At 73.6% G+C, this 17,419-nt stretch carries 15 protein-coding genes; 9 read left to right on the top strand and 6 right to left on the bottom strand.

The window, feature by feature from the left end; genetic code table 11:
* Positions 1-131: 131 nt before the first annotated feature.
* Together LCD33_RS22925 and LCD33_RS22920 are read right to left on the bottom strand one after the other, a co-directional pair.
* On the bottom strand, positions 132-896 hold the full coding sequence (locus LCD33_RS22925; RefSeq protein WP_224968911.1) for a cytochrome c oxidase assembly protein: 765 nt from the start codon (positions 894-896) through the stop codon (positions 132-134).
* Positions 893-1,426 (bottom strand): DUF2243 domain-containing protein, encoded by a 534-nt coding sequence (locus LCD33_RS22920; RefSeq protein WP_224960520.1) that lies wholly within the window; start codon positions 1,424-1,426, stop codon positions 893-895. The genes LCD33_RS22925 and LCD33_RS22920 overlap by 4 nt, the downstream gene beginning before the upstream one ends.
* Before the next feature lie 96 nt (positions 1,427-1,522).
* Between LCD33_RS22920 and LCD33_RS22915 the strand changes: the two genes are divergently transcribed.
* The 8 genes from LCD33_RS22915 to LCD33_RS22880 all read left to right on the top strand — a co-directional run bounded on the left by LCD33_RS22915 (position 1,523) and on the right by LCD33_RS22880 (position 10,802).
* Entirely contained in the window at positions 1,523-2,080 is a 558-nt protein-coding gene (locus LCD33_RS22915) for a DUF5872 domain-containing protein (protein WP_224960521.1), read from the top strand.
* Positions 2,081-2,093: 13 nt separating this feature from the next.
* Complete coding sequence (locus LCD33_RS22910) at positions 2,094-2,423, top strand: DUF3140 domain-containing protein (RefSeq protein WP_224960522.1); 330 nt, start codon at positions 2,094-2,096, stop codon at positions 2,421-2,423.
* Positions 2,424-2,532: 109 nt separating this feature from the next.
* A complete protein-coding gene (locus LCD33_RS22905; protein ID WP_224960544.1) occupies positions 2,533-3,324 on the top strand; it encodes an SDR family oxidoreductase in 792 nt (263 codons plus the stop codon).
* Positions 3,325-3,459: 135 nt separating this feature from the next.
* Positions 3,460-4,386 carry a class I mannose-6-phosphate isomerase gene (locus LCD33_RS22900; protein WP_224960523.1) on the top strand — a complete coding sequence of 309 codons (927 nt, stop codon included), beginning with the start codon at positions 3,460-3,462 and terminating at the stop codon, positions 4,384-4,386.
* Positions 4,387-4,752: 366 nt separating this feature from the next.
* Positions 4,753-6,654, top strand: coding sequence for an NHL domain-containing thioredoxin family protein (locus LCD33_RS22895; protein WP_224960524.1), 1,902 nt, complete (start codon positions 4,753-4,755; stop codon positions 6,652-6,654).
* A 50-nt stretch (positions 6,655-6,704) separates the two neighbouring features.
* Positions 6,705-7,025, top strand: a complete 321-nt coding sequence (locus LCD33_RS22890) for a co-chaperone GroES (RefSeq protein ID WP_224960526.1) — start codon at positions 6,705-6,707, stop codon at positions 7,023-7,025.
* A gap of 148 nt (positions 7,026-7,173) precedes the next feature.
* Positions 7,174-9,645, top strand: a complete 2,472-nt coding sequence (locus tag LCD33_RS29500) for a VanW family protein (RefSeq protein ID WP_224978262.1) — start codon at positions 7,174-7,176, stop codon at positions 9,643-9,645.
* 122 nt (positions 9,646-9,767) lie between these two features.
* Positions 9,768-10,802 carry a zinc-dependent alcohol dehydrogenase family protein gene (locus LCD33_RS22880; RefSeq protein WP_224960530.1) on the top strand — a complete coding sequence of 345 codons (1,035 nt, stop codon included), beginning with the start codon at positions 9,768-9,770 and terminating at the stop codon, positions 10,800-10,802.
* A gap of 94 nt (positions 10,803-10,896) precedes the next feature.
* Here LCD33_RS22880 and LCD33_RS22875 read toward each other — a convergent pair whose 3' ends face one another.
* Positions 10,897-12,741 carry an acyl-CoA dehydrogenase gene (locus LCD33_RS22875; RefSeq protein WP_224960532.1) on the bottom strand — a complete coding sequence of 615 codons (1,845 nt, stop codon included), beginning with the start codon at positions 12,739-12,741 and terminating at the stop codon, positions 10,897-10,899.
* A gap of 330 nt (positions 12,742-13,071) precedes the next feature.
* Between LCD33_RS22875 and LCD33_RS22870 the strand changes: the two genes are divergently transcribed.
* Entirely contained in the window at positions 13,072-13,602 is a 531-nt protein-coding gene (locus LCD33_RS22870) for an OmpA family protein (RefSeq protein ID WP_224968728.1), read from the top strand.
* A gap of 69 nt (positions 13,603-13,671) precedes the next feature.
* Here the strand turns inward: LCD33_RS22870 and LCD33_RS22865 are convergent, their stop codons facing one another.
* From LCD33_RS22865 to LCD33_RS22855, 3 genes are all read right to left on the bottom strand, one after another.
* On the bottom strand, positions 13,672-14,004 hold the full coding sequence (locus LCD33_RS22865; protein WP_224960536.1) for a YnfA family protein: 333 nt from the start codon (positions 14,002-14,004) through the stop codon (positions 13,672-13,674).
* Between the two features lie 97 nt (positions 14,005-14,101).
* Positions 14,102-14,785, bottom strand: coding sequence for an SDR family oxidoreductase (locus tag LCD33_RS22860; protein ID WP_224968730.1), 684 nt, complete (start codon positions 14,783-14,785; stop codon positions 14,102-14,104).
* 301 nt (positions 14,786-15,086) lie between these two features.
* Positions 15,087-17,138 (bottom strand): PhoX family phosphatase, encoded by a 2,052-nt coding sequence (locus LCD33_RS22855; RefSeq protein WP_224968732.1) that lies wholly within the window; start codon positions 17,136-17,138, stop codon positions 15,087-15,089.
* Positions 17,139-17,419: the final 281 nt, after the last annotated feature.

Raw genomic sequence — 17,419 nt, 5'->3', positions numbered from 1 at the left:
GCCGCGCGGGGCTCCCGGCGCGGGGGCGGGGCGGGGGGCGGGGGGGCCCCCCCCCCGCCCCGGCGCCCCCCCCCCCCGGCGGGCGCGCGGGGGGGGGGGGGCGCCGCCCCCCCCCCACCCGGGCGGCCCGACTAGCCCACCCGCCGGGACCGCTCCGGGTGCCAGGTCGCGACGAGGATCCCGGCGAGCAGCAGCTCGGCGACGTCCCCGGCGTAGTACATGAGCTCCGCGCCGCCCCGCACCTCCGCCGCCGGGCCGTGCACGGCAGTCCAGCCGCCGTACATCAGCTGGGCGGTGACCGCGTGCACCGCGATGGCGCAACCGAGGTACACCAGCCGGGTGCGCACCCCCGGCCGGTCCGGCGCCGGGTCCGGACCCGCGATGACGTGCGCGAACAGGTACCCGGCGAGCAGGAAGTGCGCGAACAGCAGCCAGTGCCCGACCGGGTGCTCGCCCACCTCGTGCAGCGGAGTCGCGTAGAGCACGACGAGACCGCCCGCGGACAGCAGCAGCGCGACCTCCGGCCGGTTCAGCACCCGGACCGGCCCGCTGCGCAGCAGCGCGGTCAACCGTCGCCCGACCATCGGCGGCGCGGTGCGCAGCAGCAACGTCACCGGGGCGCCCAGCACCAGCCCGAGCGGCGCGTACATGCCGATCAGCAGGTGCTGCACCACGTGCCCGCGGAAGTCCCCGCCCGCGAAGCTCGCGACCGGCGGCAGCAGCGCCACCGCCACCAGCGCGAGCCCGGCGGCGAAGCAGGCGGTGCGCCACCGGCTCCACCCGCGGGCCGGGTTGCGGCGCCGCGCCAGCCCGGCGAGGTGCAGGTACCCGGCGCCGACCAGCACCAGCGCGAGCACGGACGGCAGCACCCCGAACGCGTGCGCGTCGTGGCTCATCGGGAACCACCTCCGCCGAGGTCGACCGACCGACCGCCGCGTTGCAGCAGGTACCCCGCCACCACCAGCAACGCCCCCAGCGCGAGGAAGCCCAAGTCCCACCACAGCCGGTGCGGCCCGTCGCGCACGTGGTGGATGCCCAGCAGGTGGTGGTCGAGCACGCCCTCGACCAGGTTGAACACGCCCCAGCCGACCAGGACCCACCCCCACAGCACCCGCGACCCCCACACCCGGCGCCGCCGGCGGGTGACCCGCGAGTGCAGCAGCGCCAGCCCGACGAGCACGGCGAGCCAGCAGACGGTGTGGAACACCCCGTCCCACACCGTGTTCATCTCCAGCCCGGAGGTGGTGGCCGGGTCGTAGTACCGGATCCCGATGGCGTCGTCGTCCGTGCTGCTCAGCATGTGGTGCCACCGCAGCAGCTGGTGCAGCAGGATGCCGTCGACGAACCCGCCGAGGCCGATCCCGAGCACGATCCCCGGTGCCCGGAGCGGGGCGGGCCCGCTCCCCGCCGCAGCGTCGATCCCCATCTCGCCCCCCTGTCGCCGGTCCCTCCCGGCCGAGTTCCCCGGCCCGAGGGACGCCCAACCGCGCGTGGCGGCCGCGCGTCCGGGTAGCCGACCGGCATGGGCAAGAGCAGCGCGGACTACGAGCGCGACTACACGGACCCCCGGCTGCGGGAGCGGTTGAAGGACGAGTTGAAGGACTCCGACGACGGCGGCGCGCCGGGGCAGTGGTCGGCGCGCAAGAGCCAGCTCCTCGCGCAGCGGTACGAGCAGCACGGCGGCGGCTACCGGCACCCGAGGCGGCGCACCCGCGCCCAGCGGGACCTGCAGCGGTGGACCGAGGAGCGTTGGCAGACCGAATCGGGTTCGGCGCGGGCCCGGCACGACGGCACCACCGAGCGGTACCTGCCGGAGGCCGCGTGGGAGGAGCTGACCCCGCGCGAGCGCCGCGAGACCCGCCGCGCCAAGCGGGAGGCGTCCCGCCGCGGCGCGCAGCACGCCGCGAACCCGCCCGCCGCCAAGTCGGCGCGCAGGTCCGCCGAGCTCGACGAGCTCCCCGCCCGGGAGGCCGCGCGGCGCGCCCGCGAACTGCCCCCGCGCGAGGCGGCGGCGGCCGCGCGGCACGAGCGCGAGCACAAGGCCCGCAAGACCGTGCTGCGCGAACTCGACCGGACCTGACCAGGAGGCGGCGATGACCGACACCGATCGGCAGCTGATCGACGAGTTCGAGGAGCTCGTCAACATGACCCCCGCGGAGCTGGAGCGGTGGCTGGCCACCGACGAGTCGAAGAGCGCCGGGCAGTCCGGCGAGGGGGGCGAGACCAAGGGCCACGCGTCCGGGCGGCGCATCGTGTCGCTGCTGCGCGAGAAGCGCGCCGAGTTCACCGGCGACGACCTCGCGCACATGCGCGAGGTCCGCGGCTACGTCAAGCGGCACCTCGCCCAGCGGCCGTCCGGCGACCCGACCCGCACGACCTGGCGCTACTCGCTCATGAACTGGGGCCACGACCCGCTCAAGTGAGCGCCGTTTCACCCCGCGGGCCGCGGGTAGGGCGGAGGGGGCGCACGGAAGGGAGTCGGTCGTGACCACACCACCGCAGCAGCAGGCACCGCCCGGAGTCACCGGGGAGATGGACCCACATCCCGACCATGGCGAGCGGAGCTACACCGGATCCGGCCGGTTGACCGGCAAGGCCACCGTGATCACCGGCGCCGACAGCGGCATCGGGCGCGCGGTCGCGATCGCCTTCGCCCGGGAGGGCGCCGACGTGCTGCTGTCCTACCTCGACGAGCGGTCGGACGCCGAAGCGACCGCGCGCCACGTCGAGGAGGCCGGGCGCACGGCGGTCCTGGTGCCCGGCGACCTCGCCGACCCGGCGCACTGCCGGGCCGTGGTGGACCGCGCCGTCGAGGCGTTCGGCCGGATCGACGTGCTGGTCAACAACGCGGCGTTCCAGATGACCCGCGACCGGCTGGAGGACGTCCCCGACCAGGAGTGGGACTACACGGTGGCGGTCAACCTCAGCGCGATGTTCCACCTGTGCAAGGCGGCGCTGCCGCACCTGGGGCCGGGCTCCTCGATCATCAACTCGACCTCGGTGAACTCGGACATGCCGCCGCCGACGTTGCTGGCCTACGACGCGACGAAGGCGGGCATCGCGAACTTCACCGCCGGGCTCGCCCGGTTGTACGGGCCGCGCGGGATCCGGGCGAACAGCGTCGCGCCGGGGCCGATCTGGACGCCGTTGATTCCGGCCACGATGCCCACCGAGCAGGTGGAGCACTTCGGGGAGGACGTGCCGCTGGGCAGGCCGGGGCAGCCGGCCGAGCTCGCCGGGACCTACGTGCTGCTGGCCTCCGACGAGGCCGCGTACATCTCCGGCGCGCGCATCGCGGTCACCGGCGGGGTGCCGATCCTGTGACGCCGCGCTGGTACCCGCTGCGGTTGAGCACGCCCGTCGCCCGGCACGTCTTCGGCGGCCGGGCCATCGCCGACCGGCTGGGGAGGCGGGGCCCTGCCAGCGGACCGGATCGCCGAGACCTGGGAGGTCAGCGACGTGGACGGCCGCGGCGCGGAGGTCGTGGCCGGGCCGCTGGCGGGGCGGAGGCTGCGGGAGCTCACCCGCGCGCACCCCGACGAGCTGGTGGGGCCGGGCTGGCGCGGCGACCGCTTCCCGCTGCTGACCAAGTTCATCGACGGGACGGGCATGCTGCCGGTCCACGTGCACGCCGACGACGAGACCGCCCGGCGGCTCGAACGGGAGCCGAACGGCAAGACCGAGGCCTGGCACGTGCTGGACGCCGCGCCCGGCGCCACCGCCTTCATCGGCACCCGGGAGGGCGTGGACCGGGCGGAGCTGCGCTCGACGCTGCTCGCCGAGGACTTCGGCTCGGTGCTGCGGGAACTGCCGCTGCGCCCCGGTGACACCGTCTACGTCCCGGGCGGGACACCGCACAGCTTCGGACCGGACACGCTGATCCACGAGATCGAGCAGACCTCCGACATCCAGCAGCACGCCATGCCGTGGAACATGCAGGACGGCTCGCCGGTCGACCCGGAGCAGCGCCGCGCGAACGTGGAGCGGCTGCTCGACGAGTGGGACCCGGCCGCCCGGCCGCACCCGACGCCGGGCCTGCGGCTGCCGCCGAGCGGAGACGCCGACCGCGTCCTGTGCTGCGCCGGACCGCACTTCGCCCTGGAGCGGTGGCGGCTCGGCGCGGGAACCGAGCGGGAACTGCCCGTCGGCCGGGTCCTGCTGCTGAGCAACGCGGGCGGGGCGGCGCGGGTGCGCAGCGCGGGCGGCGACGACGAGCTCGAACCGGGCCGGACGCTGCTGCTGCCCGCGGCGCTGGAGCGGGCGTCGATCACCGGGCCCGCGGACGTGCTGCTCGGCTACCTGCCCGATCTCGACCGCGACGTCCGGCGGCCGCTGCTGGCCGCCGGGTACGGGCCGGAAGCGATCGCCGCGCTCCACGGGGGCTGAGCCGGCGGGCCGCCGATCGCGAATTCCCGCGCCGGTGCGGAAACACCGCCGAGCTCACCGAACGCGCTGGTCAACGAGCCGCGAACCGGCCGTTCGAGGCATCCGCGGCACCCACAACGGCGTGACTTGAGTCACACCGAGGTCGGTGTGTAACAACGCCGGGGGTGCCGCCGATATGGATGGTGACCCCGCGGTGCTGTCGGACCCCCGACCTGGCAGCACCGCGGGGCTTTCCAATTCCGGGGTTTCGACACCCCGACGCACCCTCCTCCCGGCCGCTCCCGCGGCGGGAACCCGGCGCGATCCGCGTACCGGATCAAGCTTCCGATCGCCCCCGCCATTCCCGCGCCGGGCGAACTTCCCGGCATGTGGACGCGGGAACAGGGCGCCCGGCCGGTGTTGTTGACTCCGCACGTGAGTACCGCGTCGCACCTCCGCACCCGCGTCCGCGCGCCCGAGCTGACCGGGCGGCAGTGGCTGAACACCGGCGGCCGGGAGGTTCTGCTCTCCGACCTGCGCGGCAAGATCGTGCTGCTGGACTTCTGGACGTTCTGCTGCATCAACTGCCTGCACGTCATCGACGAGCTCCGGCCGCTGGAGCAGGAGTTCGCCGACGAGCTGGTCACCGTCGGCGTGCACTCGCCGAAGTTCGAGCACGAAGCCGACCCGGACGCGCTGCTCGCCGCGGTCGAGCGCTACTCCGTGCACCACCCGGTCCTCGACGACCCCGAGCTGACGACCTGGCAGAACTACGCCGTCAAGGCGTGGCCGACGCTCGCCGTGGTCGACCCCGAGGGCTACCTGGTGCACGTCGCCGCGGGCGAGGGCCACGTGGACGCGCTGCGCAGCGTGCTGCGCGAACTGGTCGCCGAGCACGACGCGAAGGGCACCCTGCACCGCGGCGACGGCCCCTACGTGCCGCCGGAACCCGCCGCCACCGAGCTGCGGTTCCCCGCGAAGATCGCCGCCGGGCCGGGCACCGTGCTGGTCTCCGACTCCGCGAACCACTCGCTGGTCGAGTTCGCCCAGGACGGCGAGACGGTGCTGCGCCGCATCGGCAGCGGCGAGCGCGGCGCCCGCGACGGCGGGCCCGCCGAGGCCTCCTTCGCCGAACCCGCCGGGATCGCGGTGCTGCCCGCGGCCGTCGCCGTCGAGGCCGGCTACGACCTGGTCGTCGCGGACACGGTGAACCACCTGCTGCGCGGCGTGCGGCTCGCCGACGGGCACGTCACGACCGTCGCGGGCACCGGCGAGCAGTGGCGCGACGGCGCGGACGGGGGCCCGGGGACGGACACCCCGCTGACCAGCCCCTGGGACGTCGCCTGGTGGGAACCGGCGGGCGGCGTCGTCATCGCGATGGCGGGCAACCACACGCTCGGGCTGTTCGACCCGCGCACCGGGCAGGTCCGGCGCTTCGCGGGCACCACCGTGGAGGGCCTGCGGGACGGGGACGCGGCCGAGGCGTTCTTCGCCCAGCCCTCCGGCCTCGCCGACGGCGGGGACCGGTTGTGGCTCGCCGACTCCGAGACCTCCGCGCTGCGCTGGATCGAAGCGGACGGCACCGGGTTCCGGGTGCGGACCGCGATCGGCACCGGGCTGTTCGACTTCGGCCACGCCGACGGCCCCGCGGAGAGCGCGCTGCTCCAGCACCCGCTGGGGGTGGCGGTGCTGCCGGACGGGTCGGTCGCCGTCTGCGACACCTACAACGGGGCCCTCCGACGTTACGATCCGGCATCGAACGAGGTCGCCACGCTCGCCACCCACCTCGCCGAACCGTCCGGCGCGGCCGTGGTCGACGGGGAGCTCGTGGTGGTGTCCTCCGCGGCGCACCGGCTGGAGCGGCCGGTGCCGCCCGGCGTCTCCGCGAAGCTCGTCGAAGGCGCATCGCAGCAGGTCACGCGGCCCGCCACCGAGATCGGCGACGGGGAGGTGCGGCTCGCCGTGGTGTTCACCCCGCCGCCGGGCAGCAAGCTCGACGACCGCTACGGGCCCTCCACCCGGCTGGAGATCACCGCGTCCCCGCCGGAACTCCTGGTCGAGGGCGCGGGCACCGGAACCGACCTGGAACGGCGGCTGGTGCTCGCCGACGGCATCGAGCACGGCGTGCTGCACGTCGTCGCGCAGGCCGCCAGCTGCACCGACGACCCCGCCGTCGAACACCCCACCTGCAACCTGACCAGGCAGGACTGGGGAGTGCCGGTGCGGGTTGCGCCAGGTGGCCCACCGCGGCTGCCCCTGGTGATGGGCGGTATGGACGCCGGAGCGTGAGCGGCCCCCTGCGCGGCGGACCCGCCGGGGCGGGCACGTAAACTTTTCGGGTGACCGATGCCAAGCTCGAGATCCAGATGCTGCATGACCGGGTCATGGTGCGGGTCTCCGCGGAATCAGGCGAACGCCGCAGCAGCGGTGGCATCGTGATTCCGGCGACCGCCCAGGTGGCCAAGCGGCTGCTCTGGGGCGAGGTCTTCGGGGTGGGCAGCCACGTGCGGGCCGTGAAGGTCGGCGACCAGGTGCTGTTCAACCCCGAGGAGCAGTTCGAGGTCGAAGTGCAGGGCCAGCCCTACCTGGTGATGCGGGAGCGCGACCTGCACGCCGTGGCCAGCGAGCAGATCGAACAGGGCACCGGCCTGTACCTGTGAGCCACTGATCCACCGCGAGCCGCGACCGGCACCCCTCCCAGGTGCCGCCGCTGTCGGGGTGAGGCGGGCACGGCGTCCTTGACGGACCGCCCCGGCGCCTGTTCGCTGATGTACCCCACCGCACGACCAGACCGATGAAGGGGAAGCGGTGCCGGAAAACTACGACGTCTCATCCGGGGACGATCCGAACCGGAAACCGGCGGGCGACGACCCGGCCGGCCGGGCGGAGCGGCCCGGCGCATCGGGCGGCTCCGCCGCGGACGCCACGCGGCCGAGCACCCCGGCCCCCACCGGCGTGCCGGAGGAATCGGCGGCGGAGCGGACCACGCAGATCTCCGCGGAGCAGCTCGCCGCGGCCGGATCCGCATCGACGGGATCGGCATCGGCCGGGTCCGCGTCGACCGGATCCGCGACGGCGCAGTCCGCGTCGGCGGGCGCGACGGGCTCGGCTGCGGAGCAGGCACCCTCCGGAACCCCGGCGGAATCCGCCGCCCCGGCCGAGCGCGGCACCCGCCCGCTCTCGCAGCAGTCCGGCGCCGACGACACGCAGCGCCTCGGGCAGGAACCGCCGGAGGACGACGCCGAGCGCACCCAGACCATCCCCACGGTCCCCGCCGAGAGCGGCGGCACCTACGCCTCGCCCACGGACTTCCTCGGCGCCCCCGGTTTCCTCGGCTCGTCCGAGTCGACCGCGGTGCACCCCGCGGTGAGCGGCCAGGAACCGACGGTCCAGACCTCGGGCGGTTCGTTCGCCGCCCCGCCGCCCACCCAGCAGATCTCGTACCCCGAGGTCGATTCCGAGCGCACCCAGAACATCCCGAAGGTCCCCGCCGACGCGAACTCGCCGTCGGCGGCCGGGTTCGCCGGCGGCATCGGCGGGGGGGGGGCCGAGGACCCGCCGGAGCAGAGCGGCCCCAAGGACCGCCGCAAGCTGATCCGCGGCGGCATCGTGGCCGGGATCGCCGCCGGCGTCCTGCTGCTGCTCTACGTGGGCGACCTGACGTTCAGCAGCGGCACCGTGCCGCGCGGCACCACCGTCGCCGCCGTGCACGTCGGCGGCCTCACCCCGGCCGCGGCGGAGCGCAAGCTGCGCGAGGAGCTCGGCCCGAACCTGCAGCAGCCGGTGCAGCTGCAGGCCGGGGACTCCACCGCCACCATCTCCCCGGAGCAGTCCGGGCTGACGATGGACTGGCCGGCCACCATCGAGCAGGCCGGTTCGCAGCCGCTGAACCCGTTCACCCGGATCGCCTCGCTGTTCACCAACCGCGAGATCTCCCCGGTCAGCCACGGCGACGAGCAGCAGGTCGTGGCCGCGCTGGAGCAGGTGAAGCCGCGCCTGGAGCGACCGGCCTCCGAGGGCACCATCAAGTTCGAGGGCGCCACCCCGGTCGCGGTCGAACCCGTCACCGGCCGTTCGGTGGACGTGCAGGTGGCCGCCGACCAGGTCATGGCGGACTGGGCGAAGGGCGGCGCCGTCCAGGTCCCGTTCACCGAGCAGGCGGTGAGCACCACCTCCGACGGCGTGCACCAGGCGCTGCGGAACGTGGCCCAGCCCGCGGTGTCCGGTCCGATCGCGATCAAGGGCGAGGGCCACGACGCCGCGCTCGCCCCGGAGACCGTGGCCGCCGCGCTGCGCTTCGAACCGGACGGCAAGGGCGGGCTCCGCTCGCACCTCGACCTGCCGACGGTGATCGGCGGGGTCGAGCCGCAGCTGCTCGACACGATGAAGCCGGCGAAGGACGCCGAGGTGGTCCTCGAAGGCGGCCGTCCCGTGGTGCACCCCTCCTTGGAGGGCCGCGGGGTCAACTGGGAGAAGAGCTTCGAGAAGCTCCTGGACGTGGCCCGCAAGAAGCAGGACCGCACGGTGCAGGCCGTCTACGAGCAGCAGCCGCCCGCGTTCAGCACCGACCAGGCCAACGGCCTCGGCATCAAGGAAGTCATCAGCGAGTACCAGACCGGCGGCTTCGAAGCGGCGTCCGGGGTGAACATCCGGCGCACCGCCGAGCAGGTCAACGGAGCGGTGATCAAGCCGGGCGAGACGTTCAGCCTCAACGGCCACACCGGCCCGCGCGGCACCGCGCAGGGCTACGTGGAGTCCGGGATCATCGAGGACGGCCGCCCGGCGAAGGCGGTCGGCGGCGGCATCTCGCAGTTCGCGACCACCCTGTTCAACGCCTCGTACTTCGCGGGCGTGCAGGACGTGGAGCACAAGGAGCACAGCTACTACATCAGCCGCTACCCGGCGGGCCGCGAGGCCACGGTGTTCCAGAACCCGGACGGCAGCAGCGTCATCGACGTGAAGTTCAAGAACACGCTCGCCAGCGGAATCATGATCACCACGGAGTGGACGCCGTCGTCGATCACGGTGAAGTTCTGGGGCACCAAGCAGTACGACGTGGGTTCCGAGACCGGTCCGCGCACCAACGAGAAGCCCCCGCACGAGAAGGTCGTGCCGCCGGGCGAGCCGTGCAGCCCCAGCAAGGGCAACGGCGGCTTCACCGTCACCGACACCCGCACGTTGACCGACGTGAAGACCGGGAAGGTCAAGAAGGAGAAGCCGACCAAGACGGTCTACAACCCGCAGCCGATCATCCACTGCGGCGCGCCACCGGCGCCCTGACCCGCACCGCCGACGAGGCCCTTCCCGGTTCCGGGAGGGGCCTCGTCCGCGTTCCGAGGCATCGGCCGCGCCGCACCCGGGCACCCGGTGGGGGACGACGAACCCGACCGAGGGAGCCAGCGATGCGAGCCACCGTGATCCGCGGAGCCGGCGACGTGCGAGTGGAGGAGGTGCCCGACGCGGCCCTGCGGGAACCGGCGGACGCGGTCGTGCGGGTGGTGCTGACCTGCGTGTGCGGTAGCGACCTGTGGCCGTACAAGAGCATGGAGCGCGACGAGGCCGGGCAGCGGATCGGCCACGAGTTCCTGGGCGTGGTCGAGGAGGCCGGGTCCGCGGTGCGGTCGGTGGGGCCGGGTGACCTGGTGGTCTCGCCGTTCACCTTCTCCGACGGCACCTGCCGGTTCTGCCGGGAGGGGTTGCAGACGTCCTGCCCGTCCGGCGGGGTGTACGGCTCGCCCGGCGAGGACGGCGCGCAGGGCGAGGCGGTGCGGGTGCCGCACGCGGACGGGACGCTGGTGCGGTTGCCGGTGGAGCAGGACGATCCGCTGCTGCCCTCGCTGCTCACCTTGGCCGACGTGTTCCCGACCGGGCACCACGCCGCGGTGTCCGCCGAGGTGCGGCGGGGCGGTTCGGTGGCCGTGGTCGGTGACGGTGCCGTCGGCCTGTGCGGGGTGCTGGCCGCCGCCCGGCTCGGCGCCGAACGCCTGATCATCATGGGCAGGCACCCGGACCGCACCGAGCTGGCCCGCGAGTTCGGAGCGACGGACGTGGTGGCGGAGCGCGGCGACGCCGGGGTGCGGCGCGTGCGGGAGCTGACCGGCGGCGAAGGCGTGCGCTCGGTGCTGGAGTGCGTGGGCACCGCCGAGTCGATGGCGACCGCGACCCGCCTGGTCCGCGACGGCGGCGCGATCGGCTACGTCGGCGTCCCGCAGGAGGGCGGCGGCGTGGACCTGCGGGAGCTGTTCATGCGCAACGTGCGGATCGGCGGCGGCGTCTGCCCGGCGCGGTCCTACGTCGAGGAGCTGATGCCGGACGTGCTCTCCGGCGCGGTCCGGCCGGGCCGGGTGTTCGACCACGTCACCGACCTGGACGGGGTGCCGGACGCGTACCGGGCGATGGCCGACCGGAAGGCGCTCAAGGCGCTGGTCCGGGTCTGACCGGGGTGGCGCCCGGCCGGGCGGGACCTGACCGCGAAAACGGGCGTGGGCGCCCCCGCCACCGAGGGGACGCCCACGCCGGTCTCGCGCCGGATCAGAACGCCGACTCGTCCAGCTCCATGATGGAGTTGTCCGCGTTCTCCACGATCTTGCGGCGGCCGGTCAGCTCCGGCAGCACGTTCTTCGCGAAGAACCGGGCCACCGCGACCTTGCCCTGGTAGAAGGGCTGGTCCTTCGCCGAGGCGCCCGCGTCCAGCGCCGCCAGCGCGATCTCGGCCTGGCGCAGCAGCAGCCAGCCGATGAGCAGGTCGCCCATGCTCATCAGCACGGTCACGGCGTGCTGGCCGACCTTGTAGATGTTGGTCACGTCCTCCTGCGCGGAGGTCAGGAAGCCGAAGACGGCGCCGAGGGTGCCCTGCACGTCGTCCAGCGCCTTCGCGAGCAGCGCCCGCTCCTCCTTGAGCCGGTCGTCCGCACCCTCGGCCTCCAGCGACTTCTGCACCTCGGCTGCGAGGTGGCCCAGCGCTGCGCCGTTGTTGCGGACGATCTTGCGGAAGAAGAAGTCCTGCGCCTGGATCGCCGTGGTGCCCTCGTACAGGCTGTCGATCTTGGCGTCCCGGATGTACTGCTCGATCGGGTAGTCCTGCAGGTAGCCGGAGCCGCCGAGGGTCTGCAGCGACAGCGTCAGGTTCTCGTACGCCCGCTCCGAGCCGACGCCCTTCACGATCGGCAGCAGCAGGTCGTTGACCTGCTCGGCCAGCGACACGTCCGCGCCGCTCGCCTTGCCCTGCGCGATCTGGTCCTGGTACGTCGCGGTGTAGAGGTACACCGCGCGCAGGCCCTCCGCGTACGCCTTCTGCAGCAGCAGGATGCGACGCACGTCGGGGTGGTTCGTGATCGCCACGCGCGGGGCGGTCTTGTCGGTGGCCTTGGTGAGGTCGGCGCCCTGCACGCGCTCCTTGGCGTACTCCAGCGCGTTGAGGTAGCCGGTGGACAGCGTGGCGATGGCCTTGGTGCCGACCATCATCCGGGCGTACTCGATGACCTGGAACATCTGCGCGATGCCGTCGTGCACCTCGCCGAGCAGCCAGCCCTGCGCGGGCGTGCCGTGCTGGCCGAAGGTCAGCTCGCAGGTGGCGGAGGCGTTCAGTCCCATCTTGTGCTCGACGTTGGTGACGAAGGCGCCGTTGCGCTCACCCGGCTCGCCGGTGGTGCCGTCGAAGTGGAACTTGGGCACCAGGAACAGGCTCAGGCCCTTGGTGCCGGGTTTGCTCTCCACGCCGTCGCCCTCGGGGCGGGCCAGCACCAGGTGCATGATGTTCTCGGTCATGTCCTGGTCGGCGGAGGTGATGAACCGCTTCACGCCGTCGAGGTGCCAGCTGCCGTCGGCCTGCTTGACGGCCTTGGTGCGCCCGGAGCCGACGTCGGAGCCCGCGTCCGGCTCGGTCAGCACCATGGTGGCGCCCCAGCCGCGCTGGATCATCAGGTCGGCCCAGGCGCGCTGCTCCTCGGTGCCGTTCTTGTGCACGATCCCGGCGAACTGCGGACCCGCCATGTACATGTACACGGCCGGGTTGGCGCCGAGGATCAGCTCGGAGGTGGCCCACTGCACGGTCGGCGGGATGCCGTAGCCGCCGAGCTCGTCGGAGAGCCCGAGCCGCCACCACTCGCCGTCCATGACCTGCTGGTAGGACTTCTTGAACGACTCCGGCAGCGTGACCGAGTGGGTCTTCGGGTCGAACTTCGCCGGGGTGCGGTCGCCGTCCGCGAACGACTCGGCGAGCGGCCCGGTGGCGAGCGCGTTGAGCTCGCTGAGCACACCGCGCACGGTGTCCTCGTCGGACTGCTCGAACGCCCCGGTGCCGAGCCGGTCCTGCACCTTGAAGAGCTCGAACAGGTTGAATTCGAGATCGCGGACGTTGCTCTTGTAGTGGCCCATTTCGCAGGCTCCCTCTCCGCACTGATGATCCGAGCCGGCCCCGCTCTCCGGACATGGCCTTACTCGTCGGTAACCCCAGAGTATTACCCCGCAGTAACTTCTGTCGAGCGGGTGGGCCGGAAACCACCGGGAAGGCCCTGTGACATGCGCCGAACCGGGCATCTCGCCCCCACGCGCGGCCGATCGCGCAACCCGGACGGCTTCACACGATCGCGTGGGAGCCCGAAACCCGACCTGCCCGGACCTCCACCTCGACATCCAATGGAGGGACCCACGCTCCGGGCGCCCCACGCGCGCCGCGCCCGGCGAGCCCGATTCGCGGAGGTCGGCATGGATCGAAGAACAGCCCCCTACGGCGTGGCGGCGGCCGCGCTCGTCGCACTCCTCGCAGGCTGCTCCGGCGGCGGCGACGACCAGGGCCAGGGCGGCCAGGAGGGCGAGGTGCCACCGGCGCCGCCCGCGCAGCAGCAGGAGCAGACCCCGGCGCCGCCGCCGAGCCCGGACCCGGCGGCCGCCAAGACGGCCCTGCAGCAGCAGATCGACCAGGCCCTCGAACAGAGCCCGATCACCTTCGAGGCCGACAGCGCGGACCTCACCGAGCAGGGCGAGCAGACCGCGAAGAAGGCCGCCGAACTGGCGAAGTCCGCGCCGCAGGAGCTGAAGTTCACCATCACCGGCTACGTCGCCGACACCGGCAACCCGTCGCCGAAGGACCAGGAGCTGTCCCAGCAGCGGGCGCAGGCCGTCGCGGACGCGTTCACCGAGGCCGGCGTCCCGAAGGAACGCCTCGAAGTCGTCGGCAAGGGCACCGCGGAAGGCGGTACCGAGCAGGACCGGCACGCGACGATCGCCGTCCAGTAGCGGCACCGATCGACCGGGGACGGGAGGGAAGCCCGCGTGCTCCCTCCCGTTCTCGCGTCCGGGCCCGGCTCAGCCGCGCGGCGCGTACATGATCACGGCGACGCCGACCAGGCACAGGGCCGCGCCCGCCAGGTCCCAGCGGTCCGGCCGGAACCCGTCCAGCAGCACGCCCCACGCCAGCGAGCCCGCCACGAAGACCCCGCCGTACGCGGCGAGGATCCGGCCGAAGTTCGCGTCCGGCTGCAAGGTGGCGACGAACCCGTAGGCGCCCAGCGCGAGCACGCCGGCGCCCATCCACAACAGGCCCTTGTGCTCGCGCACCCCCTGCCAGACCAGCCAGGCACCACCGATCTCGGCGACGGCGGCGAGGGCGAACAGCACGATCGAACGAAGCACGGTCACCCGAGCACGCTAATCCGGGGCGGGCGCCGGCCTGCCGACTCCCCGGCGGCGACCCGGTGCGCGGACGGCCGCCCGCAGCGGCCGCGGCCCGGCGACGTCAGGAGGGGCGGACGACCAGCTCGGTGAGGTGGGCGTCGGCGGTGGCGCGCACCGCGGTGCAGACCGGCCCCGCGACCGACTCCGGGGTCAGGAAGCGCTCCGGCCGGTACTCGCCGCCCTCGGCCGCGACCACGCCGCGCTGCATGTCCGTGTCGACCCGGCCCGGGAAGACCGAGGTCACCCGGACGCCGTTCGCGGCCTCCTCGGCGCGCAGCACGTCGGCGAACGCGCGCAGCGCGAACTTGCTCGCCGCGTAGGAACCCCAGTTCGGCTTCGCGTTCAAGCCCGAACCCGAATTGATCAGCACCACGTGCCCGGAGGCCGCGCGCAGCTCGGGCAGCAGCAGCCGGGTGAGCTCGGTGACCGCGAACAGGTTCAGCTCGAAGGTCCGCCGCCACGAGTCGACCGACACGTCCGAGACCGCGCCGAGTTCCACCAGCCCCGCGCTGTGCACCAGCACGTCAAGCCGGTTCACGTCCCGCACCGCCGCCGCCACCGCGTCCGGATCGGTCAGCTCCACCGGCCACGGGCGGGCGCCGTCGATCTCCGCCGCCAGCTCCCGCAGCGCTTCGCCGTCCCGGCCGCCGAGCAGCACGTCGTGGGTCTCGGACAGGGCGCGGGCGGTGGCGGCCCCGATGCCGCGGGAAGCACCCGTGACCAGGGCGATCGGACGTTCAGACATGGTCTGAATCGTATCCGTCGCACGCGCGCGCACGGTGCGCCGGGCGCCCCACCGGGCCGGACGCCTCCGCCCGCGGTCGGGCAGGTGCTCCGGGGCCTTCCGGTGGGCCGGCACCGCGCGGGGCGTTGGTGCACCCGCGGAGCGCGACGCCCGCGTTCGGGTGCTCCGGGGTTTCCCGTGGGACGTGCGCGCCGGGATCCTTCCGCGCCTGGTGATCGGGCGTTCCCCGGTCCGGCCCGGTCACCGGCGAGCGCAACGAGGGCCTCCCGTGTTCGGAAGGCCCCCGCGCTCGCAGGTGAGATCAGCGCCGGCCGATCTCACCACCGCCCTCCCGCCACACCACGGCCACCGAGGGCCGCGGCTGCGAGTCGCCGCCGTCCGGCCAGTGCGACGTGGGGTGCTGGGCGTCCTCGGCGTCCTCGCCCGGGTGCTGCACGTTGACCGTGACCAGGTCGTCGAGGACCACCGGACCGCAGGTCTCCGCGCCCACCGGCACGGTCAGGAACTGCTTCACCTTGCCGCGTTCCGGTCCGTCCACCGGCACCGCGAACAGCCCGTCGTTCGAGCCGAGCTCGTTGCCGTCGGTGGTGATCCACAGATTCCCGAACCGGTCGAAGGTGACGTTGTCCGGGCAGGAGATCGGGCTGACCTGGGACTTGTCGAAGCCGCCGAAGTAGGTGCCCGGGTCGTTCGGGTCGCCGCACACCAGCAGCAGGTTCCAGCGGAACCGGGTGCCCGCGGTGTCGTCGGCGAACTCCAGGACGTGCCCGTGCTTGTTGCCGACCCGGGGGTTGGCCTCGTCGACCGGGGCGTTGTCCGCGGAGCCGCGGTTGCTGTTGTTCGTCAGCGCGCAGTAGACGCGGCCGTTCACCGGGTTCGGCTCGATGTCCTCGGGCCGGTCCATCTTCGTCGCGCCGAGCGCGTCGGCGGCGAGCCGGGTGAACACGTAGACCTCTTCGGCGCTGAAGCCGGGCACGAAGGACTCGTTCCCGCTGACCAGCTTCAACCACTCGCCGGTGCCGTCGAAGTGCCCGTCGGCGGGCAGCGCGCCCGAACCGTCGATCTCCTCGGCGGGGCTGTTGCCGTGGAAGCGGGCCACGTAGAGGGTGCCGTCGTCGAGCAGCGCCGAGTTGTGCCGCCGCGCGTGCGCGCTGCGGCCCGGCTTGTACCGGCCGTTCGAGACGAACTTGTAGATGTACTCGAAGCGCTCGTCGTCACCGGAGTAGGCGACCACCCGGCCGTCGTCGGCGATCTGGATGGTGGCGCCCTCGTGCTTGAACCGGCCCAGCGCGGTGTGCTTGACCGGGGTGGACGTCGGATCGTTCGGGTCGATCTCGACGACCCAGCCGAAGCGGTTCGGCTCGTTCGGCTCCTGCGAGACGTCCCAGCGGCGGTCGAAGCGCTCCCACTTGCGGTCGGTCTCGCCGGTGCCGATGACGTAGCGCCGGTAGCGCTCGGCCGCGACCGGCTCGGTGATCAGCTCGGAGTGCCCGAAGTACTGGTGGAAGTTCTCCTCGCCGGACAGGATCGTGCCCCACGGGGTGACGCCGCCCGCGCAGTTGTTCTGGGTGCCGAACACGCGGGTGCCGGTCGGGTCGGCGGAGGTCTTGAGGAAGTCGCTGCCCGCGGCGGGTCCGCGCACCTCGAACTCGGTGTTCAGCGTGATCCGCCGGTTGCGCTCGCCGCGCCGCGCGACGAGGCCCTTGCCGCGTTCCTTCGCGACCTCCACGACGGACAGGCCGTGCGCGGCCCAGGCGATGCGGACCTGCTCCTCGGTGGGGTTGTCCTCGTCGTAGTCCGGGAACATGTGCGACTCGGTGGTGTACTCGTGGTTGACCACGAGCAGCCCGCGCCTGCCTGCCGCGTCGAGCGGGACGAACCCGGCGAAGTCGTTGTTGTAGCCGAACTGCTTCTCCTGCGCCGCCGCCGACTGGTGGTGGAAGTCGAACTCGGGGGCGCCGTCGACGAGCGGATCGCCCCAGCGGATCACGATGCCCTGCGCGTAGCCCTCGGGGACGGTGAGCCGGTCCTCCTGGTTCGGCGCGACCGGCGCGAAGTCGGTGCCCGGCACGGGACGACCGGCGGGACGCGGGGCGGTGGCCGCGGCGGTGCCGGACAGGGCGGAGGCCCCGCCGACCGCCAGCGCCAGCACGCCCCCCGCCTTCAGCGCGCCGCGACGGCTCAGGACGCTCGCGACGACGTCGCCGAAGTAGCCGTTGCCGGAGGTGTTCGGCGCCTCGTGCGCGCAGGCGTTGCCGCAGCGGTACTTGCAGGTGGCCGATGCCCGGCGGGCGGAGTGGTTCGACAGCAGTGGCAGCGGGACGACCCGCCCGCCGTCCGGTCGGGTGGACACACGGACCTCCAGGTGTCAGTCAGGAACACCTGGACGCTATGCCGATCAGGCGAGGTCCCCTGGACGTGCAGGTGAACAGCACCCGAACTCATGACGCTCGGTCGTCGGACACCGTCGGCCGGCCCCTCGATCGCGTCGCCGGACCGCAACGGCCCCTCACCCTCCGCGAGCAGCACCCGGGCGGGGGGGGGGGGGGGGGGGGGGGGGGGGGGGGGGGGGGGGGGGGGGGGGGGGGGGGGGGGGGGGGGGGGGGGGCGGCGGGGGGGCGCCGCGGCGGGGGG

The sequence above is a fragment of the Saccharopolyspora sp. 7B genome, assembly GCF_020177435.1.
Classification (GTDB): Bacteria; Actinomycetota; Actinomycetes; order Mycobacteriales; family Pseudonocardiaceae; genus Saccharopolyspora_C; species Saccharopolyspora_C gregorii.
This window is presented reverse-complemented; position numbering and strand designations above follow the sequence as displayed.